Annotated in this window: 24 protein-coding genes and 2 tRNA genes; 13 read left to right on the top strand and 13 right to left on the bottom strand. The window is 63.8% G+C overall.

The window, feature by feature from the left end; translation table 11 throughout:
* Window position 1 precedes the first annotated feature (1 nt).
* Window positions 2–1,231 (top strand): argininosuccinate synthase, encoded by a 1,230-nt coding sequence (locus BW994_RS03005; protein ID WP_029311551.1) that lies wholly within the window; start codon window positions 2–4, stop codon window positions 1,229–1,231.
* A gap of 47 nt (window positions 1,232–1,278) precedes the next feature.
* Here BW994_RS03005 and BW994_RS03000 read toward each other — a convergent pair whose 3' ends face one another.
* A complete protein-coding gene (locus BW994_RS03000; RefSeq protein ID WP_035228681.1) occupies window positions 1,279–1,980 on the bottom strand; it encodes a type 1 glutamine amidotransferase domain-containing protein in 702 nt (233 codons plus the stop codon).
* Window positions 1,981–2,070: 90 nt separating this feature from the next.
* Between BW994_RS03000 and BW994_RS02995 the strand changes: the two genes are divergently transcribed.
* From BW994_RS02995 to BW994_RS02985, 3 genes are all read left to right on the top strand, one after another.
* Entirely contained in the window at window positions 2,071–2,454 is a 384-nt protein-coding gene (locus tag BW994_RS02995; RefSeq protein ID WP_051657291.1) for an energy transducer TonB family protein, read from the top strand.
* Window positions 2,455–2,540: 86 nt separating this feature from the next.
* The gene (locus BW994_RS20090; RefSeq protein ID WP_076454354.1) at window positions 2,541–2,948 is read left to right on the top strand and encodes a hypothetical protein; all 408 of its coding nucleotides are present in this window, start codon (window positions 2,541–2,543) and stop codon (window positions 2,946–2,948) included.
* Between the two features lie 93 nt (window positions 2,949–3,041).
* Window positions 3,042–5,075: a prolyl oligopeptidase family serine peptidase gene (locus tag BW994_RS02985; protein ID WP_029311547.1), complete on the top strand. Its 2,034-nt coding sequence runs from the start codon at window positions 3,042–3,044 to the stop codon at window positions 5,073–5,075.
* Window position 5,076: 1 nt separating this feature from the next.
* On the opposite strand, the gene BW994_RS02980 is transcribed toward BW994_RS02985, so the two are convergent.
* The 7 genes from BW994_RS02980 to BW994_RS02950 form a co-directional block, all read right to left on the bottom strand.
* Window positions 5,077–5,153: transfer RNA gene (locus tag BW994_RS02980), tRNA-Pro, on the bottom strand.
* A 318-nt stretch (window positions 5,154–5,471) separates the two neighbouring features.
* Window positions 5,472–6,062 (bottom strand): MerR family transcriptional regulator, encoded by a 591-nt coding sequence (locus BW994_RS02975; protein ID WP_456303717.1) that lies wholly within the window; start codon window positions 6,060–6,062, stop codon window positions 5,472–5,474.
* Window positions 6,059–6,370 carry an integration host factor subunit alpha gene (locus tag BW994_RS02970; protein ID WP_029311545.1) on the bottom strand — a complete coding sequence of 104 codons (312 nt, stop codon included), beginning with the start codon at window positions 6,368–6,370 and terminating at the stop codon, window positions 6,059–6,061. The genes BW994_RS02975 and BW994_RS02970 overlap by 4 nt, the downstream gene beginning before the upstream one ends.
* 173 nt (window positions 6,371–6,543) lie before the next feature.
* Complete coding sequence (locus BW994_RS02965; protein ID WP_029311544.1) at window positions 6,544–7,512, bottom strand: beta-ketoacyl-ACP synthase III; 969 nt, start codon at window positions 7,510–7,512, stop codon at window positions 6,544–6,546.
* Window positions 7,509–8,561, bottom strand: a complete 1,053-nt coding sequence (gene plsX, locus BW994_RS02960; protein WP_035228700.1) for a phosphate acyltransferase PlsX — start codon at window positions 8,559–8,561, stop codon at window positions 7,509–7,511. Before plsX ends, BW994_RS02965 begins: the two co-directional genes overlap by 4 nt.
* Before the next feature lie 147 nt (window positions 8,562–8,708).
* A complete protein-coding gene (gene rpmF / locus BW994_RS02955; RefSeq protein ID WP_029311542.1) occupies window positions 8,709–8,912 on the bottom strand; it encodes a 50S ribosomal protein L32 in 204 nt (67 codons plus the stop codon).
* A gap of 116 nt (window positions 8,913–9,028) precedes the next feature.
* The gene (locus BW994_RS02950; RefSeq protein WP_162176792.1) at window positions 9,029–9,601 is read right to left on the bottom strand and encodes a DUF177 domain-containing protein; all 573 of its coding nucleotides are present in this window, start codon (window positions 9,599–9,601) and stop codon (window positions 9,029–9,031) included.
* A gap of 138 nt (window positions 9,602–9,739) precedes the next feature.
* Here BW994_RS02950 and BW994_RS02945 point away from each other — a divergent pair, with 138 nt between their 5' ends.
* The 3 genes from BW994_RS02945 to BW994_RS02935 all read left to right on the top strand — a co-directional run bounded on the left by BW994_RS02945 (window position 9,740) and on the right by BW994_RS02935 (window position 12,780).
* Window positions 9,740–10,276 carry an outer membrane protein assembly factor BamE gene (locus BW994_RS02945; protein WP_029311540.1) on the top strand — a complete coding sequence of 179 codons (537 nt, stop codon included), beginning with the start codon at window positions 9,740–9,742 and terminating at the stop codon, window positions 10,274–10,276.
* 3 nt (window positions 10,277–10,279) lie between these two features.
* Entirely contained in the window at window positions 10,280–11,863 is a 1,584-nt protein-coding gene (locus tag BW994_RS02940) for a PhoX family protein (protein ID WP_029311539.1), read from the top strand.
* 269 nt (window positions 11,864–12,132) lie between these two features.
* Entirely contained in the window at window positions 12,133–12,780 is a 648-nt protein-coding gene (locus tag BW994_RS02935; RefSeq protein WP_051657290.1) for a hypothetical protein, read from the top strand.
* Between the two features lie 325 nt (window positions 12,781–13,105).
* On the opposite strand, the gene BW994_RS20505 is transcribed toward BW994_RS02935, so the two are convergent.
* Both BW994_RS20505 and BW994_RS02930 read right to left on the bottom strand, forming a co-directional pair.
* Complete coding sequence (locus BW994_RS20505) at window positions 13,106–13,345, bottom strand: GNAT family N-acetyltransferase (protein ID WP_211252771.1); 240 nt, start codon at window positions 13,343–13,345, stop codon at window positions 13,106–13,108.
* Complete coding sequence (locus tag BW994_RS02930) at window positions 13,246–13,605, bottom strand: hypothetical protein (protein WP_211252773.1); 360 nt, start codon at window positions 13,603–13,605, stop codon at window positions 13,246–13,248. Before BW994_RS02930 ends, BW994_RS20505 begins: the two co-directional genes overlap by 100 nt.
* 561 nt (window positions 13,606–14,166) lie before the next feature.
* Here BW994_RS02930 and BW994_RS02925 point away from each other — a divergent pair.
* The 5 genes from BW994_RS02925 (at window position 14,167) to BW994_RS02905 (ending at window position 20,315) form a co-directional block, all read left to right on the top strand.
* The gene (locus BW994_RS02925) at window positions 14,167–15,645 is read left to right on the top strand and encodes an NAD-dependent succinate-semialdehyde dehydrogenase (RefSeq protein WP_029311537.1); all 1,479 of its coding nucleotides are present in this window, start codon (window positions 14,167–14,169) and stop codon (window positions 15,643–15,645) included.
* Entirely contained in the window at window positions 15,642–16,163 is a 522-nt protein-coding gene (locus BW994_RS02920) for a (2Fe-2S)-binding protein (RefSeq protein WP_245594096.1), read from the top strand. Before BW994_RS02925 ends, BW994_RS02920 begins: the two co-directional genes overlap by 4 nt.
* The gene (locus tag BW994_RS02915; protein WP_029311535.1) at window positions 16,163–17,146 is read left to right on the top strand and encodes an FAD binding domain-containing protein; all 984 of its coding nucleotides are present in this window, start codon (window positions 16,163–16,165) and stop codon (window positions 17,144–17,146) included. The genes BW994_RS02920 and BW994_RS02915 overlap by 1 nt, the downstream gene beginning before the upstream one ends.
* 2 nt (window positions 17,147–17,148) lie before the next feature.
* Window positions 17,149–19,392, top strand: a complete 2,244-nt coding sequence (locus tag BW994_RS02910) for a xanthine dehydrogenase family protein molybdopterin-binding subunit (protein WP_029311534.1) — start codon at window positions 17,149–17,151, stop codon at window positions 19,390–19,392.
* 236 nt (window positions 19,393–19,628) lie between these two features.
* A complete protein-coding gene (locus BW994_RS02905) occupies window positions 19,629–20,315 on the top strand; it encodes a Crp/Fnr family transcriptional regulator (protein ID WP_245594095.1) in 687 nt (228 codons plus the stop codon).
* Here BW994_RS02905 and BW994_RS02900 read toward each other — a convergent pair whose 3' ends face one another.
* Together BW994_RS02900 and BW994_RS02895 are read right to left on the bottom strand one after the other, a co-directional pair.
* The gene (locus BW994_RS02900; RefSeq protein ID WP_029311532.1) at window positions 20,316–20,573 is read right to left on the bottom strand and encodes a hypothetical protein; all 258 of its coding nucleotides are present in this window, start codon (window positions 20,571–20,573) and stop codon (window positions 20,316–20,318) included. It lies immediately after the preceding gene.
* A 118-nt stretch (window positions 20,574–20,691) separates the two neighbouring features.
* Entirely contained in the window at window positions 20,692–21,219 is a 528-nt protein-coding gene (locus tag BW994_RS02895) for a ferritin-like domain-containing protein (RefSeq protein WP_029311531.1), read from the bottom strand.
* 133 nt (window positions 21,220–21,352) lie between these two features.
* Here BW994_RS02895 and BW994_RS02890 point away from each other — a divergent pair.
* A tRNA-Ser gene (locus BW994_RS02890) sits at window positions 21,353–21,442 on the top strand.
* A gap of 398 nt (window positions 21,443–21,840) precedes the next feature.
* Here BW994_RS02890 and BW994_RS02885 read toward each other — a convergent pair.
* Window positions 21,841–22,155, bottom strand: a 315-nt coding sequence (locus BW994_RS02885) for a transposase (RefSeq protein ID WP_175612080.1), incomplete at its 5' end; no start/stop codon positions are given.

The following is a 22,155-nucleotide window of genomic DNA, read 5'->3' as shown; positions in this document are numbered from 1 at the left end:
GATGGCCGACAAGACCGTGAAAAAAGTGGTGCTGGCGTATTCCGGCGGGCTGGATACCAGCGTGATCCTGCGCTGGTTGCAGACCGAATATAACGCCGAAGTCGTCACCTTCACGGCCGATCTGGGCCAGGGCGAGGAGCTGGAGCCGGCGCGCCGCAAGGCCGAGATGTTCGGCGTCAAGGAAATTTTCGTCGAGGATCTGCGCGAGACCTTCACCAAGGATTTCGTGTTCCCGATGTTCCGCGCCAATGCGCTGTATGAGGGGCAGTATCTCTTGGGCACCTCGATCGCGCGGCCGTTGATCGCGCAGCGCCAGATCGAAATCGCCGAGCTGGTCGGGGCCGATGCGGTGGCGCATGGTGCCACCGGCAAGGGCAACGACCAGGTGCGGTTCGAACTCGCCTATTATGCGCTGAAGCCGGATGTGCGGGTGATCGCGCCGTGGCGCGAATGGGATCTGACCAGCCGGACGAGGCTGCTGGAATTCGCCGAGGCGCATCAGATTCCGATTGCCAAGGACAAGCGTGGCGAAGCGCCGTTTTCGGTCGATGCCAATCTGCTGCATTCCTCCTCCGAGGGAAAATTGCTGGAAGACCCGGCGGAGGAGCCGGACGAAATCGTCTATCAGCGCACCATCAGCCCCGAAGCGGCGCCGGATGTGGCGACGGTGATTTCGATCGGGTTTGCGCAGGGCGATGCGGTCTCGATCAATGGCGAGACCTTGTCGCCCGCGACCTTGCTGACCAGGTTGAACGCGCTCGGGCGCGACAACGGCATCGGGCGGCTGGATCTGGTGGAAAACCGCTTCGTCGGCATGAAGTCGCGCGGCGTGTACGAGACGCCGGGCGGCACGATCCTGTTGGCGGCGCATCGGGCGATCGAGAGCATCACGCTGGATCGCGAGGCGGCGCATCTGAAGGACAGCATCATGCCGCGCTATGCGGAGCTGATCTATAACGGGTTCTGGTTCAGCCCGGAGCGGCACATGCTGCAGGCGCTGATCGACACCAGCCAGCATTCGGTCACCGGCACCGTGCGGCTGAAACTCTACAAGGGCAATGTGATCGTGATCGGCCGCGACAGCCCGCATTCGCTGTATTCGGCGCGCATGGTCACGTTCGAGGATGACCAAGGCGCCTATAACCAGCAGGATGCGGCGGGGTTCATAAAGTTGAACGCGCTACGGCTGCGGCTGGGCGCGGCGGTGGGACGGCGGGGCGGCGCGCTCTGACGAACAAAAGTTTTTTGGTTCTTTTTTACAAAAAAGAACCCTTCTTCCTAAGCTGCCTGCAACTTCCGAGCCTTCAAGGCATCCACCACCGCGTGCGCCAACGGCTCGGACGATTTCGGGTTCTGCCCGGTCAGCAGATTGCCATCCTCCATGATATGCGGCGCGAAATCCGGGCCGGTGGCGACCTGGGCGCCGGCGGCGCGGAGGCTGGATTCCAGCAGGAACGGCACTTTGTCGTCGAGGTGGACGGCGCGTTCCTCATCATCGGTGAAGCAGGTGATCGAGCGGCCCTTGATCAGCGGGGAGCCGTCGATCCGTTCGACGCCGAGGAATGCGGCCGGGCCGTGGCAGACCGAGGCGACGATTTTACCGGCATCGAGCATGGTGGTGATGGCGGTGGCGAGGCTCGGGTTGTTCGGGAAATCCCACATCGTGCCGTGGCCGCCGGGGAGATAAATCGCGTCGTAATCGGTCGCGGTCAGATCGGCGACGGATTTGCTGTGATGGGCGGCTTCGAGCGCGGCGGGATCATCGTGGAAGCGCTGCACCGAGGCGGGCAGGGGGGTTTCGGCAAGGCTGCGGCCATCGATCGGGATTTCGCCGCCGCGCACCGAGGCAAGGGTGACGGTGCAGCCGGCATCGATGAAGGCGTAGTAGGGGGTTGCCAATTCCTCGAACCAGACGCCGGTGCGATCGTCCGAACCGGGGATATTGGTGTGCGAGGTGGTGACGATGAGGATGTTGGTCATGCGGCTCTCCTGATGGATGAATTGACCGGCAGGTGGGGATCGGGCAGGCCGATTGCGAGGAATTGTCATGATGTCGTGAAGGAGTGGCGGATGCGGGGCAGTCGATGGGTCGGTTTGTTGATGATGGCGCTTCCAGTCGCCGCGCGTGCCCAGGCGCCGGTGCAGCATCCGATCAGTGCGGCAACCCAGGCGGCGATTGCGCGCCAGGTGCCGCAGTTGCTGGCACAGAAGGGGGTGCGGCATGTCGGGTTTTACGGGTTCACGGTCGATCGCGCCGGGCATGTGCTGAGCGAATGGGTGGTGCGGCCGTCCGGCCGGGCTTCGCTCGACCGGTTGGCGCTGGCGGCGATCGGCAAGGCTATCCTCAAGCAATTGCCGGCCAATGCGCCGCCGCGGATGCAGTTTGTCGTGCCGATCGAGTTTCACAAGAACGGCGCGATGGCGCAGCCGGGCGGGCCGCCGCCGCCGCGGTGAGGCGCGTGCGGATTTCGCCATGATTTGACCCTGCGCCGGCCATGGTCGTTCCCCATATACTTGGCATGTTCGGAGGAGGACAAACCATGAGCACGATGATTTCAGGCCGGCGCACGCGCCGTGCCGGGTTGGCGGGGGTGGTGCTGGTTGCCGCACTCGGCCTGGCCGGCTGCACCAACCCCTATAGTCCGGGCCAGCGCGCGCTGGGCGGCGGGGCGATCGGCGCGGGGGCTGGCGCGGCGATCGGGGCGGCGACCGGCGGCAGCCCGGCGGGTGGTGCGTTGATCGGCGGCGCGATCGGCGCGCTGGGTGGGGCGTTGACCACACCGCAGGCGCCGCGGCCTTACTACAATCACGGTGGTTACAACAATCAGGGCTATGGCGGGCAACGCCCTGGGTACGGCCAAGGCTACGGCAATGGCGGACCGCCGCCGCCGCCACCACCCGGCTACTACAACGGTGGACCGCCGCCCCCGCCGCCGCCGGGCTACTGATCGGCGCCTGTTGCCTGACGCGCCCGGACGGTGGACTTCACCGGCCGGGCGCGCTCTATTCGCGGGTAAGGCTTTCACCCCGCGGAGCACGGCATGAACGATATCGATACGCAGACCGACGAATTCCTCTGGCTTGAGGAGATCGAAGGCGATCGGGCGATCGAATGGGTCGAAGCACAAAACCGGGCGAGCGTCGCCCGCTTGTGCGATGCCGGGTTCGAGGCCGACAAGGCGGTTCTGACCGCGCAATTCAATTCCGATGCGCGCATCCCCGCAATCGTGCAGCGCGGCGGGTTCGTCTATAATTTCTGGACCGATGCGGCGCATCAGCGCGGTGTGTGGCGGCGGACGACGCTGGCCGATTATCGCAGTGATTCGCCCGATTGGGATGTGCTGCTCGACCTCGATGCGCTGTGCGCCAGCGAGGGCGAAAGCTGGGTCTGGCACGGCGCGCAAACCCTGCCGCCGGGCCATGAGCGCGCGCTGATCAGCCTCTCGCCCGGCGGCTCGGATGCCGGGGTGGTTCGCGAATTCGACATGGTGAGCCGGCGCTTCGTGGCGGATGGGTTCATCGTGCCGGTCGCCAAAACCGCGGTCTCGTGGGTCGATGCCGATACCGTGCTGCTCGGTTCGGCCTATGGCGGGGACGTGACGTCCTCGGGCTACGCGCGCACCGTCCGGCAATGGCGGCGCGGCACCGCGATCGAGGACGCACCAATCGTGTTCGAGGTCGAAGCCGGCGATATGGCGGCGTCGGGCTCGTGCAGCCACGATCCGGCGCACCGGTTCTTGTGGTTCACACGGTCAATCGCGTTCTATCGCAACCAGTGTTTCTATCAGCCGATCGGCGGTGACCGCGTGCGGCTCGATCTGCCCGAAGATGCGGATGTGGATATCGGGCACGGGCGGTTGCTGGTGCGGCCGCGCTCGATGCTCGCCGGATTCCCGCCCGGCAGCCTGCTGACCATCGGGATCGATGAATTCATCGCCGGTTCCCGCGATTTCACACCAGTCTTCACGCCGACGCCGAAGCGCGCGCTCGAAAGCTGGGTCAATCTGAAATCCGGCGTGGTCCTGACCGTGCTGGACAATGTGGCGAGCGTGATCGAATTCGCCGACGCCGCAACCGGCTGGTCCGTGCAGCCCGTGCCGGGCGTGCCGGCGAACAGCGCGATTTCGGTGCGGGAATTATCGGCCGATGATTACGAGTCCGACGCGCTCCTGTTCAACGTCAGCGGCTTCCTGACGCCCGATCAACTGATGCTCGGCAGCCCGCACCAAGCACCGGCGCTGCTGAAACAACTCCCCGCGCAATTCGACGCAACCGGCCTCACGGTCCGCCAGTACGAGGCAACCGCAACCGATGGCACGGCAATCCCCTATTTTTTCGTCGCCCCCGAAGGTGGTCCGCCGGCCGGCGGATTTCCAACCTACCTCTACGGCTACGGCGGGTTCGAGGTTTCGCTGACCCCCTATTACCTCGCCACCCAAGGCGCGCTGTGGTGCCGCACCGGCGGCGCATTCGTGCTCGCGAACATCCGCGGCGGCGGCGAATTCGGGCCGGACTGGCACAAGGCCGGCATTCGCGCCGGCAAGAAAATCGCACAGGATGATTTCGCCGCGGTCGCCGCCGACCTGGTGACCCGCGGACTTTCGACCCCAGCCCGCATCCTGGGCTCTGGCGGCAGCAACGGCGGGTTGCTGGTCGGCAACATGCTGACCCGCCATCCCGCAGCATTCGGCGCCATCATCTGCGCGGTGCCGCTGCTCGATATGCGGCGCTACACCAAACTCCTCGCCGGCCACTCCTGGATCGCCGAATACGGCGATCCCGACATCGCCGAAGATTGGGCGTTCCTGCACGAAATTTCGGCCTACCAGCTCGTGCAGGCCGGCCAGACCTACCCGCCCGCCTTCATCAACACCACCCGCCGCGACGACCGGGTCCACCCCGGTCACGCCCGGAAGATGGCGGCAAAACTGCAATCGATGGGATACGACACAATCTATTACGAACAAGCCGAAGGCGGCCACGGCGCCGGCGCCGATGCTTCACAACGCGCATTCTTCTACGCGCTGAGCTTCGCGTTCATGCGCCAGACCATCGGGAAATATAGAGGGGTTTGAATGGTCGGAGCGGCGGGATTCGAACCCACGACCCCCAGTCCCCCAGACTGATGCGCTACCAGGCTGCGCTACGCTCCGACGACACGGTCCTTAGCAAGTAGATCACCCAAGGGCAAACCCCCACCACCCCGGCGATGCACAGGCCGAGGGTGGGGTGGCTTTCGGGCAAGCAAGGCGGGGGGCTTTGCCCCCTCGACCCCCACTAAGGGCGGAGCCCTTAGAACCCGCTAGTTTTAGGCAAGGGGAGGGCGCTGCCTCGGTGGTTCCGTCGATCTGGCCTGTGTCGCCCTCCCCTTGCCTAAAACTAATGGATTTTAAAGACTCCGCCTTTAACGGGGTCCAGGGGCAGAGCCCCTGGCCTTGCTTGCCCGAAAGCCACCCCACCCATGTCCGGCATCAGCCGGTCAGGCGGGCGCGGAGGTGTTCGAGTTCGGCGAGGGTGGTTTGGAGTGTCGTGCGCAGGATGGTGTTGATGTGGTGGCTGCGGGCGAGCATCGACTCGAGGTCGGTCGTGAGGGCTTGGGGCCGTGCTGGCGTTGTGGCTTGTGCGGGCGGTGTGTGGTGGATCGGCAATTCCGGGACATCGGCGCGCGGCGGCGTGCTGGCGGCGAGGACGGACGTCTGGGCGCGTTCGGCGGCGGCGGCGGCGCGCTCTTCCTCAGAGGCGGGCGGGATTTCGTCGTGCAGGGCGCCGCCGCCTTCCTTGAGGAGGCGTTGGACGCCCTTGATCGTATAGCCTTGAATGTAAAGCAAATTCGCGATGCGGCGGAGCAGCACGACATCATCCGGCCGATAGTAGCGGCGGCCGCCGCCGCGTTTCAGGGGTTTGATGCGGGGGAATTTCGTTTCCCAGAAGCGCAGGACGTGCTGAGGGACGTGCAACTCATCCGCGACCTCGCTGATCGTGCGGTAGGCATCGGCCGATTTGCGGGTACGGCCGCGGGACTCGTCATTTTCGGCCAGCATCGGGCCGGTCTCGCCGTTCAAGACCGCACGGCCCCATCCGGCACGCCATGATCGACGGCCTCGCGCAGGATCTGGCTCGCCCGGAAAATCAGGACCCGGCGCGGCAGGATCGGCACCTCATCCCCGGTTTTGGGGTTGCGGCCAATCCGCCGGCCCTTCTGGCGGACCGAGAAGGTGCCGAAGCCACTGATTTTAATGGAATCACCCTCGGCCAGCGCCGTCTTCATCCGGTCCAACACCGATTCCAATAACGCCGCACTCTCGTTGCGCGACAGACCGACCGCTGCATAAATCGATTCCGCCAGACCCGCGCGCGTTAATGTGCCCATGAAACAAGATTAGCAAGAAAGCCAACCGGGTCAACCGAAATGTCGGCCTCCCTACCAAAGTCGCTGGAAATCAAAGAAAAAATACGATTTCGCACTGATTGGGACAGGCGGCGGTGTCTCGGTTGGTGAGCCAGATCGGGTGTCCAGCGCTCCCACTCCGCCGAGCTGCCCGATCACATCCGGATCAGCGCGGAGCCCCAGGTCAGCCCGCCGCCGAGCGCCTCGATCAGCACGAGATGGCCGGGTTTGATGCGGCCGTCGGTGATGGCATCGTCCAGCGCCAGCGGGATCGAGGCGGCCGAGGTATTGGCGTGGCGATCGACGGTGACGACAACCTGGTCCGGCCCGAGGTTCAGGCGTTTGCCCATGGCATCGATGATGCGCCGGTTCGCCTGATGCGGCACCAGCCAATCGATATCGGTGTGACTGAGGTTGTTGGCCTTGAGCGCCTCATCGACCGCACCGGCGAGTTTTGGCACAGCGTGGCGAAACACTTCGCGGCCGTTCATGACCAGATGCTGGGGTTTGGCGGTCTGGCCGGTGGCGCCGTCGATATACAGAATATCGCCGTAGCGGCCATCGGCATGGATATGCGTGGAAATCACGCCGCGATCCGCACCGTTTGTGTTGGCGCGTAGAAACGCCGCACCCGCGCCATCGCCGAACAGCACGCAGGTGCCGCGGTCCTGCCAGTTGAGGATGCGGGAGTAGACTTCGGTGCCAATGATCAGAACGCCGCGGCACTGCCCGGCGCGGATCATCGCATCCGCCACCGCGAGCGCGTAAACGAAGCCCGAGCACGCCGCCGAAATATCGAACGCGAAACCACCGGTTACACCGAGCGCGTGCTGAATGCTGACGGCGGTGGCCGGGAAGCCCTGGTCGGGTGTCGCGGTCGCGACAATGATGGCATCGACGTCCTCGGCCGTCGCACCGGCGCGGGTCAGCGCGCGCCGGGCGGCCTGTTCGCCCATGAACGTGGCGGTTTCGTGCGGTCCCGCGATATGCCGCATGGTGATGCCGGTGCGTTCGCGAATCCACGCGTCCGAAGTATCGATGCGGGTGGCGAGGTCGTCATTGGTGACGATGCGTTCCGGCAGATACCCGCCGACGCCATCCAGCGTGGTGTGCGGCTTGGTCATCCGGCAGAGGCGATCGGCGGGGCGGGGAGGGGGGCGATTCGCGGCGCGGCATCGGCGACCAAAGCGTCGCGGTTGTCGTGCTGGCCCAAACCGTCCTTGATGCGTTCGTTGAAGCGGTTCACGATCATGTCCATGGCAACGTCGACGGCATGGGCAAAGCCTTCGGCATCGGTGCCGCCGTGCGATTTGACCACAACGCCGTTGAGGCCGAGCAGAACCGCACCGTTGTAGCGGCGCGGATCGAGCCATTCGCGCAGGCGGTTGAGGCCGGGTTTGGCCAACAGATAGGCGAGTTTGGCGGCGAGGCTCGCGGTAAAGACGCGCTTGAGCAAATCGCCGACCAGGCGAAGCGCACCCTCGCCGGTTTTCAGCGCGACATTGCCGGTAAAACCATCGGTAACGACAACATCGACGGTGCCGCCCGCGATATCATGCCCTTCGACGAAGCCGTGGAATTGCGGCCCGATCGGGCCGGCGCGCAGGGCTTCGGCGGCGCGTTTCAGCGTCTCGTCGCCCTTCATCTCCTCCGAGCCGACGTTGAGCAGGCCGATGGTGGGTTTCGGCAGGCCGAGCACGGTGCGGGCGAACATTTCGCCCATAACCGCGAATTCAACCAGGTTGCGGGCGTCACAGACCATGTTGGCACCCAGGTCGAGCATCACGACATCGCCCTTGGCGGACGGGCCGATGGCGGCCATCGCCGGACGATCGATGCCCGCCATGGTCTTGATCACGATTTTGGCGAGCGCGAGCATGGCCCCGGTGTTGCCGGCCGAAATGATGCCGGCGGCCTCCCCGCTGGCGACCGCATCGATCGCCCGGCGCATCGAGGCGTCGCGCAGGCGCAGCGCGGCGGTGGGTTTCAGATCATCCGCAATGATTTCGGAGGTCCCGTGCACGACAACCCGGGCCGCCAGCCGCTTCGAGGCGCGCACCAGCGGCTCGATCAGCGCAGCGTCGCCGAACACATGAAAGATCGCCTTGGGATGGCGCTCGGCCGCAATATCGAGTCCCGCGATAATGACATCCGGCGCATGATCGCCGCCCATGGCGTCAACCGCCAGAACGCCCGAGGCGTCGGCCGCATCAACACCCTCCGCACGGCCAGCTTGCGGTGCCGCTGCGACAGGTTGGTTGGCTTCGGATGTCATGATCGCGCCTGGCGCGGCGGCTTTGGTGGCGCGATCAATGGAAGATCAGACCCGGACCGTGCCCTTGATGTCCTTGCCGGCGGCAACGACTTCCCGACCGTCGTAATGGCCGCAATGGCCGCAGACGTGATGCGGGCGCTTCAGTTCGCCGCAATTGCTGCACTCGGCGTGCGGCTGGATCACCAGGGCCTGATGGCTCCGGCGCATGCCTTTGCGGGACGGGCTGGTTTTACGCTTGGGTACGGCCATATCAACTCTCGTATCTCATGTATCGGCGGCGCAGCAATGCGCGACCGCCCCGTGATGGGGGTGGTTCAAGACCACGCCGTCTAGCAGAGGCACTCCAACCCGGCAAGCGCCGCGCCTCATTCCGGGCGCGGCTTTCCGGCAGCATTCGCAATATCGCGCAGCTGCGCGAGGGCGCTGAACTTGCTTTCGCGCTGGGGTGCAAAATCAGCCGGAATCGCCGCATCGGGCTTGCGGGGATACGGGTCGAGCGCGAGGGCGAGTTGCTCGGTGAGAATCGCACCCAGATCGATGATGGTGCCGGTGGCGATAATATCATCCGGCGCGTCGGGGTCGATTGCTTCGTCCGCGCCCGCATCGCGCCGCGCCGCGGCCTGCGCTTCGGTGAGCAAAATCAGCTCTGCCCGTTCCGCAACATCCTGTTCGAACGGCTCGATGGTAACAACGCAGGTCTGGGTAACCCTTGCGCGCAGCGTCAGTGTCGCGTGCACCAGCCCATCCGGCGCGCGGCGGAGCGCGAAACTGCCGCTGAGCGCCGCAATCCCCGGCACGCCAAAGCCGGCGGCGATCGCGGCGCATTGCGCTTCGGTCGCGGTGATGCTGATCTCGGTCGCCGGATCGCGACGCCGCACATCGGCGACTCGCGACAGGTCGAAACTATGGGACAGAATAGGGTCTGGCGTGTCGGTCATGGCGCGATCATGTCGCATCTTGCGCGAAGCGGGAAGCTCGCCCATAGAACCGGCGATCATGGGCATGCGGCCGGCGGCACCGCCATCAGGCCGCACAGCCTGATATCACCAACGTTTCTATCGTAAGGATCGAGCCGCGTGCGCAAACCAGCCATCAAGCTCCACCGTCTGTTGCCCCTGCTGCTGCTGCCGGCGCTCGGCGGATGTGCGATATTTTCGGCGGCACCGCATTATCGCGGCAACGACGTTTCGGCCCACGCGATCAAACAGCTGACCCCCGGCGTCTCGACCGAAGCCGATGCAACCGCGCTGCTCGGCTCGCCGACCCTGCATGAAACGTTCGACCGGAATCAATGGCTCTACGTCAGCCAGGTCACCAAGCGGCGGATCGGCCAGACCCAGGGTGTCCTGAAACAAAAAGTCGTCAAACTCACCTTCAATAATGCCGGCGTGCTCCAATCGATCCACGACGTCGGCAAGAAAGCGGCCGTCAACGTGGCGATGGCAAGCGGCCACACCCCCGCCCCGGGCGGCCACGCGAGCCTGTTCCAGCAGCTGGTCGGCGGCGTCGGGCACTATAATCCGCTCGGCGGCACCGGCGCCGGCGGGTTCGGCAGCGGCGGCCAGAGCGATATCGGCGGTGCCAGCGGCAACAGCGGATTGTCGGGGTTCTGAGCCATGGCGACGCGGCGTAGCCTGATGGCGGGCGTGGCGCTGGCACCCTTGGCGGTGCCGGCCCGCGCCTGGGCGCAAACCATATCGCCCCTGCTGCAAGGTGCCGACCCCGAATCGCCGCAATTGAACGATGTGGTGGCGGAAGGATTGCGCCGGGACGTGATCATCCGCTGGGGTGATCCGGTCCTGGCCAACGCGCCGCCGTTCACCCCGAACCGCCTGACCGAAGCCGAGGCCGCGCGCCAATTCGGCTGGGATGGCATCATCGCCGGCATCGTCACACCGCCGCAGGCCGAGGACGGCATCGCGCGGCTCGTCATGGTGGTCAGCCACCCGGATGTATCGCCGCGCATGGTGTTCCCCGGCGGGCGCGATCAGCCACGGATTGCCGGCAAGCTCCAGGGCGCATCGGTGCTGAATTTGTCGCAGCGCGGCGGCCGCTGGGTGGTGGTGGACGGCGGCTATCAGTCCCGCCGGATCACCGATGGCACGCTCTGCACGATCACCGGGCCGGCGGCGAGCACAATCGGCGCGAGCGTGCAAGGCGTGCTGGCACCGGGACTCGGCTGCGTCACGCCGTGGAACACCGTGCTGCTGCCCGAAGGCCGGACCGATACCTGGGTCACCCGTCTGGCCGGCCGCACCGCAGGCTTCGCGGCGCCCACCGTCGGCGCCGGCTTCGGCTGGGTGGTCGAACTCGATGCGCTGAGCCCGACCTCGTTCCCCGCCAAACGCACCGCGCTGGGCCGAATGCCGCGCGCCGGCGTGGCGGCAGGCATCGCAGCCGATGGCTCGGCCGTGGTCTTCATGACCGAGGACGCGCCGATCGGCCGCCTGTTCCGCTTCAAAGGCGCAGCACCGATCGGCGACGGCAGCGCCGCACTCGACGCCGGCACGCTGTCCGTGGCGACGATCGAAGGCACATCGATCGTCTGGCACGACCTGCCGGAGGGGCTGCCCAGCATCACCGCAACACTCTCCGCCGGGCGGCACGGCGCGCGGTTCGATGCGCCGGCCGGCCTCGCGATCGGGCCGGACCGGACGGTTTACCTCGCGTGCTCCGGCAATCCGGGTCGCGGCGTGAACCAGGTTGACGCGCTCAATCCACGCGCCGGCAACGGCGGCGGCCATATTCTGGCGCTCCGGCCAACCGGCGGCGATCTCGCCGCCTCGCGCTTCACCGGCGAGGTCGCGCTGCTCGGCGGCGACCCCACCACCGACCCCTCGGCCCGCTACGGTGCAGGATCGCAAGCCTGGTTGCGCGCGCCCTATTCCCTGAATTTCGGTCCGGCCAACCGCCTGTACGTCGGCACCGACCAAGGCGGCGCGGTCAGCGACACCGCCGATGGATTGTTCGTGATGGACGTTACAGGCTACGACCGATACGCGCTGACCGAACTCTACCTCGCCCCGATCGGTGGCGCGATCGGCGCGGCAGCGTTCGGCCCGCTGGGACACACGATATTCACCGTCGCCCGGCACCCCGGCGCCACACCGAACGCAAGCTTCGCCAATCCGGCAACCCGCTGGCCCACGGTCCAGCCCGGCATGCCACCGCAGACGACGCTGGTGGCACTGGCGCGGTGAGGCCGACTTCAGGCTGTTATACGGACTGAACACAAGCAAGACAGACGCGGAAGGAAGAGTCTTCTTTTTTGTGAACAAAAAAGAAGCAAAAAAAACTTTGTTAATCTGGGCTGTTGCTGTTGGAACCGCCGATGCCCAGCCAGGACCCCAACACGTCATCGCGAGCGCAGCGCGGCGATCCAGCCCGGCCACCGCTCAAACCCAAGATTCTAACGTAACCCCTAACAAAACCCTTTCTCACCCCCCGCCCACCATGCTTAGCTCCCCTGGTGCGCACCAACCCAACCCCTCTGACGATCTCACTGCTCGACCGCTTCGCCCTCATCATGGCGATGCTGGCCGAAATCGCCGTCAACCAGGGCCACGCGCAACACCTTCCGGGGGCCAAAATCATCGCCATCTGGCAACGCCTCACCGGCATCGCCGCCCGCTTCGCGCGCGCTGTCCTGCGCGGCCCCACCTCAAGCCGGAAGCGCCTCACGCCAGCCAAGCCCAACCGCGCCAAACGCCCATCCCTGCCGGATGGCTTCGGCTGGCTGCCCCGCGTCTTCCCCGGCACGCACGACATGCCCGCCGCCGTCACCTACCCCGCCCAGCAACTCCACGACCTGCTCGCCGATCCCACGATGGCCGAGCTGATCGAAACCAACCCCGCCATCGGCCGCATCCTCCGCCCCCTGTTCGAAGCCCTCGGCATCGAACGCCCGGCCATCCTCGCCATCCCCCAACCAACCCAACCCGAACCCGCGCACCACGAACCCGAACCCCCGCCCGCCGCGCCGCCCAGCGTCCCTCCCACCGCCTGGGTCACCGCTTGGGTTCCGGAAACATCGGAGGACCGGGACCGACAAATATCAACCCACACCGAGCCCACCGCCCCACCACAGCTATTTCATTACGAATACGAAACAATATAGCAGACGTAGCCGCCGCAAGACATCGAACGAACCGACGCCAAGCGCGCCAAATGCCGCCGTGTTGCCAAGGATTTGGAGGCGAATTTAGCGGAAGACGAGAAGGTTGAAGCCTGGTGAGAGCGGTTGGGTACGGAAGGGCTCACCACCATATCCGTGCTACCGACGTGCTCTTTTCGGTGATGGTCACTGACCGTATCCGGGCACGCGATTTTGCAATGGTCAAGAAATAGGGTTCTACGGATAAAAGTAAATGACCTTATTGAGCGTGAATTTTGCGCGACATAATCAACGCGCAATTATTTTTCACCTATAATTCAATTCTATATTAATTATTTAAAAATTTTATCATTAGAATTTCGTCTACGTAACCGGATGGGCTTTTCAATGCTCGTGGCTCAGTCCCATAGACCTGAAAACCAAACTTCCGATAAAGCGCAACTGCTGATTCATTGTCCTTCACCACGGTCAAAGTGATTTGTTCAACCATCGTTTTAGAAAATAAAATAAGTTCGCTAATAATCGCACTTCCAATACCGTTACCACGAAATTCGGGTTGAACATACATGCCCCAAAGGACTGCTTTGTGATAATGTTTTGTCCAACCTGTCTTATAAATCCAGCCATTCCAACGATTGTGGACCCTAAATACGCACCGAAAACAACTGTATCAGTCAATCTTTGTTCGAACTCTTCAATCATTCGAGCCGCCTCTATTTCATAGGTCGATCCGAAAGCGTCCGGAGAGCGCTTGAGCGCATCAAGACGGATGGTCCGATAATCGAGGGCCTTCGATTTGTTAAGACGACGTATTTCAGGGGAACTCATCAAGGCTATCCTGTCTCAGAATCCGATATCAAGGAAATCGAGTCGCACCCGCACTACGATCGGTCCAGAATGACGCAGATGAAGTTATCATGGCGACCGCGGTGACAGGTCAAGCGATCGCTCTTAAATCTTATGGGCCGCGCCAAGCGTTATTGATGGGGGTATTGATTTCGTGATCAAATTTTTGACCGATGCGGCGGTGCCATAATTCAAGCAGTTCGCATATCACTGACCCGATCCTGCGCGTCTTCGTTCCGGTAACGGCATCGGACCGCCATTTGCAGGCGGCATGACTAAAATGAAGATACGCGGCTTGCTCGACTCATGGAGTTCGTCAGCGACGCAATAACCCGCCCAAATGCGGTCACGACATCCCTGGCCCAAGCCGCTAAAACCGCCGCGAACCCAGAGGGCCAAAAGTTTTTTGCTTCTTTTTTCCCAAAAAAGAAGACCTTCCCTCACTTCCTCCCCCGATCACCCCGACCGCATTGTTTTACATCTGGCGGGTTCTGATTCCACCGAGGCATCCCTATGTGATGCCGCAGTGAAGTGGAGGATGCCATGCTGGACCAGCCGAGCAAGCTGAAATTGAGTGACCCGACCTTGCTGCGTGAGGCCAATTTGATTGGCGGCAAGTGGGTGGGGGCGGATGATGGGGCGACGATCGAGATTTTGAATCCGGCGACCGGTGCGCTGGTCGGCCGGGTTCCGGCGATGGGCGCGGCGGAGACGCGGCGGGCGATTGTGGCGGCGGATGCGGCGCTTGCGGGTTGGCGGGGAATGCTGGCCAAGGAGCGTGCCAGGATTTTGCGCAGATTGTTCGACCTGATGATGGCAAATCAGGACGATCTGGCCGTGATCATGACGGCGGAGCAGGGCAAGCCGCTGGCGGAGTCCAAGGGCGAGATCGCGTATGCCGCCGGGTTCATCGAGTGGTTCGGTGAGGAGGCCAAGCGGATTTATGGCGATACGATTCCGGAAAATGCCAAGGGGCGCCGGATCATCGTGCAGAAGCAGCCGATCGGCGTGTTTGCCGCGATCACGCCGTGGAATTTTCCCGCCGCGATGATCACGCGCAAGGCCGGGCCGGGCTGGGCGGCGGGGTGCACCGGCGTGATCCGGCCGGCGAGCCAGACGCCGTTTTCGGCTCTGGCGCTGGGCGTTTTGGCCGAGCGTGCCGGCATGCCGCCGGGCGTGTGCAATGTAATCACCGGCCCGTCCGGGCCGATCGGCGGGGAATTGACCGCCAACCCGCTGGTGCGCAAGCTGAGCTTTACCGGCAGCACTGGGGTGGGTGCCAAGTTGCTGGCGCAATGCGCGCCGACGGTGAAGAAGACCTCGATGGAGTTGGGCGGCAATGCGCCGTTCATCGTGTTCGACGATGCCGATCTGGATGCGGCGGTGAAGGGCGCGATCGATTCGAAATTCCGCAATGCCGGGCAGACCTGTGTGTGCGCCAATCGTTTGCTGGTGCAGGACGGCGTGTTCGATGCGTTCGCCGCGAAACTGAAAATCGCCGTCGAGGCGTTGAAGGTCGGCAACGGGATGGATGAGGGTGTCACCCAGGGGCCGTTGATCAACCGCGCGGCGGTCGAGAAGGTCGAGGAGCATATCGCGGATGCGTTGAAGCACGGCGCGCGCGTGGTGACCGGCGGCAAACCGCATGCGATGGGCGGGCTATTCTTCGAGCCGACCGTGCTGGCGGATGTACCGCGCGCGGCGTTGATTTTCCGCGAGGAAACATTCGGGCCGGTGGCGCCGCTGTTCCGGTTCAAGACCGAGGACGAGGCGGTGGCGATGGCGAACGACACCGAGTTCGGCCTCGCGAGTTACTTCTATGCGCGCGACGTCGGGCGGATTTTCCGCGTGGCGGAGGCGCTGGAGTACGGCATCGTCGGCATCAACGAGGGCTTGATTTCGACCGAGGTGGCGCCGTTCGGGGGCGTGAAATCCTCCGGCCTGGGGCGCGAGGGCTCGAAATACGGGATCGAGGATTATCTGGAAATCAAATATCTGGCGATAGGGGGCATTGGCTCATGAGTGGCATTGAAACGATGGGTAGCGAAGCGACGGGTCCGCGCATGCGGGTGACATTGACGGTAAACGGCGCGGATCACGACATCCAGCTCGATCCGCGCACGACGCTGCTCGATGCGCTGCGCGAGCATCTGGGCCTCACCGGCACCAAGGTCGGCTGCAACCACGGCACCTGCGGCGCGTGCACCGTGCATATCGATGGCCGGCGGCAGTTGTCGTGCCTGATGCTGGCGGCGGCGGCGGCGGGTTCGGCGATCACCACGATCGAGGGTCTGGCGGGCGCCGATGGTGCGCCGCACCCAATGCAGGCGGCGTTTGTGGCACACGATGCGTTGCAGTGCGGCTATTGCACGCCGGGGCAGATCATGTCGGCGGTGGCCTGCGTGGCGGAGGGTCATGCGGGTTCGGATGACGAGATCCGCGAATATATGTCCGGCAATCTGTGCCGCTGTGCGGCCTATCCGAACATCGTTGCGGCGGTGCGCGAAGTTGCGGGTTCGACCATGGCGGAGGCTGCCTGATGCGCCCGTTTCTATACAGCCGTGCGACGTCGCTGGAGCAGGCGATGAGCGAGGCGGCGCAGAGCCACGCCGCGATCATGGCCGGCGGCACCACGCTGGTCGATTTGATGCGTGGCGATCTCACAGGGGCCGAGCACGTGATCGACATCGGTCATCTGCCGGGCCTGGCCAAGGTTGAGCTGGATGGCCCGGTGCTGCGATTCGGCGCGCTGGCGCGGATGGCGGATGTGGCGGAGCTGCCGTTTCTGAAACAGAACTACCCGGCGCTGGTCGAGAGTTTGCAATTGGCCGCCTCGCAGCAGATCCGCAACGCGGCGACTTTGGGCGGCAATTTGTTGCAGCGGACACGCTGCGTTTATTTCCGCGACGGTGTGTCCGACTGCAACAAGCGCGTGCCCGGCTCGGGTTGTACGGCGCTGGATGGCGAAGATCGCGAGATGGCTCTGTTCGGCGCCTCCGACCGGTGTGTGGCGACCTATCCGGGCGATTGGGGAACCGCGCTGGCGGCGTTCGATACCAGCATCGAGATCAGCTCGGCCGCAGGCACCAAGACCGTGAAGTTCGCGGATTTTCACGTGGCCTATGGCGATGATCCGGCGCGCGAGAGCATTTTGCAGCCGGGCGAGATCGTGACCGCGATTCTGGTGCAGGCGACACCGGCGGGACGGCATTCGACCTATGTGAAAGTGCGCGACCGGCAGAGCTACGCCTATGCGGTGACATCGGCCGCGGTCGCGTTGGAGTTGGATGGTGATCGGGTCACCGCCGCGCGGGTTTCGCTCGGTGGCGTTGCGAGCAAGCCGTGGCGCGCCCCGGCGGCCGAGGCGGCGCTGGTCGGCCAGGTGCTGAACCAGGCGGTGGCGCTGGAAGCGGGCAGGGCAGCGTTCGCCGATGCCAAGGCGTTGCGGCACAACGGATTCAAGATCGATCTGGGGGCGCGCACGGTGGCGCGGGCCGCCATGGTCGCGAAAGGAAAGCACTGATCATGGATATCAATATGGGTAATGGCGGCATCGGTGTGCCGGTGGTGCGCCGCGATGCGATGGCCAAGGTACTTGGCGTGGCACAATACGCAGCCGATTTTCCGCATGAAAATACCGCCTATGCGGCGCTGACGCTGAGCAAGGTGGCGCGCGGGCGGATCAGCCGGCTCGACACCGCGGCGGCCGAAGCGGTTGCCGGGGTACGGATGGTGCTGACCCATCGCAGCCTGAACGAGAGCCTCGGTGACGAGACTTTCGTGATGAAGGGCGGGCACATGCAGTCCTCGTTCCTGCCGCTCACCTCCGATGAAATCCACTACGCCGGGCAGATCGTGTCGCTGACGATCGCTGATACGTTGGAGGCGGCGGAGGAAGCGGCGCGGCTGGTCGCGATCGATTACGCGCGCGAGGCGGCTTCGGCATCGATGGACGATGCCGGGCTGACCGAGGAACCAGCCGATAGCGGTATCGATGTCGGTGACGCCGAGGCAGCGTTCGCGGCGGCCGAGGTCAAGGTGGATGCAACGTATGTAACGCCGGCGCAGCATCACAACCCGATTGAACTCTACGCCGCCTCGGCCGCCTGGCAGGACGGCAAATTACTGATCAACCTGCCGAGCCAATGGGTGATGGGCACGCGCGCAGGGCTCGCCAAGGTGTTCGGCATCCCGATCGAGGATGTGCATGTGGAAAGCCCGTATGTCGGCGGGGCGTTCGGGGCCAAGGCGTCGATCCTGCCGCATGTCGTGCTGGTGGCGATGGCAGCCCGGCGGTTGGGCCGGCCGGTGAAGCTGGTGGTGCCGCGCGAGGCAGGTTTCACGGTGGGCAGTTTCCGCCCGGCCGCGCGCAGCCGGGTGCGGCTGGCGGCGACGCGGCAGGGCAAGCTGACCGCGGTGATGCATGACGAGGTCGGCCAGAGCGCGGTGATCGACCATGTCGCGTTTGCGGGCATGGAGGCGACCTCGAAAATGTATGCCTCGCCGAATATCCGCATGCGCGCGGCAACCGTTGCGACCGATGTGAATTCACCCGGTTTCATGCGCGCACCGGCCGAGGCGCCGAGCTTCTTTGGCTTCGAGAGTGCGATGGACGAGCTTGCCGTCGCGCTCGGGATCGACCCCGTCGAACTGCGCATCATGAACGAACCGGCGCGCGATCCGGTGAGCGGGCTGCCGTGGAGCAGCCGGTTGCTGGTGGAATGCTACCGGCGCGGTGCCGCGCTGTTCGGCTGGAGCGATCGTAACCCCAAGCCCGGTTCGATGGTCGCGGCGGATGGCACATTGATCGGGTACGGCTGCGCGACCGCGACCTATCCTTCGGCGATGGCGCCATCCTCGGCGCGGGTGCGGCTTTCGGCCGATGGCTCGTGCGTGGTGTATTGCGCCGCGCATGATGTCGGCACCGGCGCCTACACCGTGCTCGGCCAGGTGGCGGCGGATGTGCTGGGCGTGCCGGATGAGCTTGTCACGGTCGAGATGGGGCATAGCCGGCATCCCTCCGGCCCGGTTTCGGGTGGTTCGATCACCACGGGCTCGGCCGGTTCGGCGGTGCATATGGCCGCACGCGCGGTGCGCGAACGCCTGTTCGCGACGGTTGCGGCCGGGCAGGATCGTTCAAAGATGACGCTCGCGGATCGGCACGTCGTGCTGCCTGATGGGTCTCGCCGGGCGATCAGCGATATCATCGGCGGCTTGCCGGGCGGCGTGATCGAGGAGCATGCCGACTGGAAACCGACCGATATGGACGACAAGACGATGCAGCAGGGCCTGGCCGGCGGCATGGCGTTTGCCGGGCCGGTTGGTGGGACGCATGTGTCGTTTTCGTTCGGCGCGCAGTTTGCCGAGGTGCGGATCGATCCGCTGCTGCGCACCATCCGGGTGGCGCGCATGGTGGGCGTGTTTGCCTGCGGGCGGATCATCAACCCGCGGACGGCGCGCAGCAATCTGATGGGCGGCATGATCTGGGGCGCGAGTTCGGCACTGCTCGAAGAATCGCAGATCGACCGGGCGCGCGGGCGTTTCGCCAATACCGATCTGGCGTCGTATCATTTCGCGGCGAACGCGGATGTCGGCGAGGTGGTGGTGGAGATGCTCGATGAGCACGATAGCGTCGTGAACGCGATCGGCACCAAGGCGGTCGGCGAGGTCGGGATTGTCGGCATGCCGGCGGCGATTGCGAATGCGGTCTACCACGCCACAGGTGTGCGGGTGCGCAAGACGCCGATTCTGATGGAGGATTTGCTGTAAGGAAAGAAAGGAGGGGAAGTGCTTCTTTTTTGTAAAAAAGAAGCAAAAAACTTTTATTTGTCTGGGTCTGTGCTTACGAAAACGCCCGTGCACCAAATTAAAGAAAGTTTTTTGCTGCTTTTTTACAAAAAAGCAGTGCTTCCTTTTCCGTGCGCCTGTACGCCCCGACGTTGCGATCCGTTCGCGTTTTCGTTACTGATATGACGTGATGACGGTTTGCGCAGGCTCGGTTTGACATGGTGATCCGCGACGGCCGGCAGTTGCTGGGGCGGATACCATTGTTTGCGCCGTTTCGCCCGGACGATCTCGATGCGTTGTTCGGCTGTGCGTATGAGCGGGCGATGCGCGCCGGCGAAACGCTATTCCAGCGCGGGGATCCCGGCGTCTCGATGATGGCAATTCTGGCCGGCGAGGTGCGGATTCTGCTGCCGAGCGAGGATGGCCAGGACCAGGTGCTGAACGTGCTGACCCAGGGCGCGGTGTTCGGCGAGATTGCCCTGTTCGACGGCAAATCCCGCAGTGCCGATGCGGTTGCGGTGACCAACGGCCGGCTGCTGGTGATCGAACGCGCGGCGACGCTGCGGCTGATGGAGCAGGACAGCGGCTTCGCGCACCGGGTGGTGGAAATCATTTGCGCCCGGCTGCGCGCCACGATCGCGCAACTCGATTCGATGGTGTTTCAGGACGTCAATCAGCGATTGATCATGTATTTGTTGCGCCGCTATGACGAGCGGGGTCTGGCGCGGATCGATATCACGCAGAGCGCGCTGGGCCGCGTGGTCGGGTCGGCGCGCGAGACGGTGAACCGGCGGTTGCGCGACCTCGAGATGCAGGGGCTGATCGCCCTGTCGCCAGGGCGGATCACCATTCTCGATCGCGCCCGGCTAGCGGGGCTGGTATCGTCGATCTCGCCGGTGGCGTGATCAGCCGAGCGGGCTTTGGGCGAGGAAGACCGGCAGATCGTGGACGATGAGCGGATAGGCCGCGAGAGCGAAGCCTGCGATCATCACGATGGCGACCACGAACGGCATGGCCGGTGCTACGTTTGAGGCGATTTCGCGGAGTTTCGAAGGTTTGGCTGGCGCGGTGAAGCTGGCCAATTCATGATCGATTGAACCGATCGGTCTGACCGGGGTTGCTTTGGGTTCGGCGAGGACGATGTGACGATATTGGTTGTACATGATGGATACCTTTCGGGTGAAGGGCGATCGTGTCGCCGTCCAGGTATCCATAGTAATTTCATGTCGGAGCTTCTGTGATTGGTATCACATAACTCGTTTCGTGCACGCCATGAGTTGGTTACGCGAGAAGGTCCTGCATATCGGTCGCGTGATCTTCCTCGTCCTGCAGGATGATTTCGAGCATCGCGGTGGTCTGCGGGTCGGAATCCTGAAAATGGTTGATCAGGTCTGTGTAGTATTCGACAACCGACTGCTCGGCCTTGAGGTTCTGGGCGATCATGCCGTCGAAATCGGCGTTGTAATCCATCGCCAGGCCGGACATCAGGCCCTTGGGTTGGAAATCCGGCACGCCGCCGAGTTGCTCGATCCGTTCGGCCACCATCCGCGTGTGCTTGCGCTCGTCGTTCGCTTGTTCCTGGAACTCGAAACCGACCCGTTCTTCACGCAGGCCGCGAGCGGAGACCGACATCATGGTGTAGCGCCAGACGCAGACGATCTCGATGGTCAGGGCGGTTTGCAGCAGGGCGATCGTGGCGGCAGCCTGGGGCGCACGCGGCCGCGCGGCAAGAAAGCCCTGCGCGCTCGAACGCAACGCCGCGACATCGCGGAGAAACAGATTGTCGGTGGACACCAGGGCATCGGCCATAGGCTTGGACTTTCAGGGCGAAACTCGTTTGACGCGAGCACCCAGTATAGGCGCTTCACGGCGTCAGGCAATGCAAGCGCGCGGCCTTGAGTGCAGACGATGGGCAGGTTACATCGGTGGCTGCAGTACCGCTGGATGGGTGACCGAGCGGTTTAAGGTAGCGGTCTTGAAAACCGCCGAACGTGAAAGCGTTCCGTGGGTTCGAATCCCACCCCATCCGCCATTTTGTTGCTGTCCATGAATGTCCATCGGTGTCGCATCATCCCGGAGGCAATTCGTGGGGTTCAATCACGTCCAAAACTACACCCGGTTCAGGGGTTGCGACAAATTCGCCGAATGCTGAACTTTGCTACGCTTGTGTTGCTGCGCCTGACACAGCCGTTGCCGTTATCGAGATTGGTTTGTCCCCTTCCAGCATAAGCCCCTCATACGGGGAAAACAGCGCGGCGGTGCTGGCTCAGGCGCTCAAGTTATTCGCCCGCGAAGTCACTGACCGGCACTCGGTCTCCGGACGTCGACCGTGGTAACTCTAGGAAATCAACAAAAGATTTTTCGTGCGTCTGGCCTTTGCACATAAAACTCTGATCTTCGCTCCAGTTTCAACGTTTAATACCAACCGCCCTAACGCGTAACCTGTGCCCAATCTCTAGTCCCGATTGAGGTAATTTTTGCAGGATCGCTGACGAGGAAGTTCCAAGCGTTTTTGGCTGCATTGCGCATGTCCTGATAGCTGTTCCAGACGAGACTGCTCAGCTTGTTTCCGCGCAGATAATCCCAGACATTTTCCATTGGATTGAGTTCGGGGGCGTAGGGCGGCAGTGGTATCAGGGTCATGTTGTCGGGCACGATCAGGCGTTCGCCTGGCTGGTGCCAGCCAGCACCGTCGCAGACCAGGATCGCGTGGGCGGAGGCTGCGATTTGGGTGCTGATTTCCTT

It is taken from the genome of Acidiphilium rubrum (assembly GCF_900156265.1).
Taxonomy (GTDB): Bacteria; Pseudomonadota; Alphaproteobacteria; order Acetobacterales; family Acetobacteraceae; genus Acidiphilium; species Acidiphilium rubrum.
Note: the sequence above shows the minus strand (reverse complement) of the source record. Positions and strands in the feature narration are given on the sequence as shown.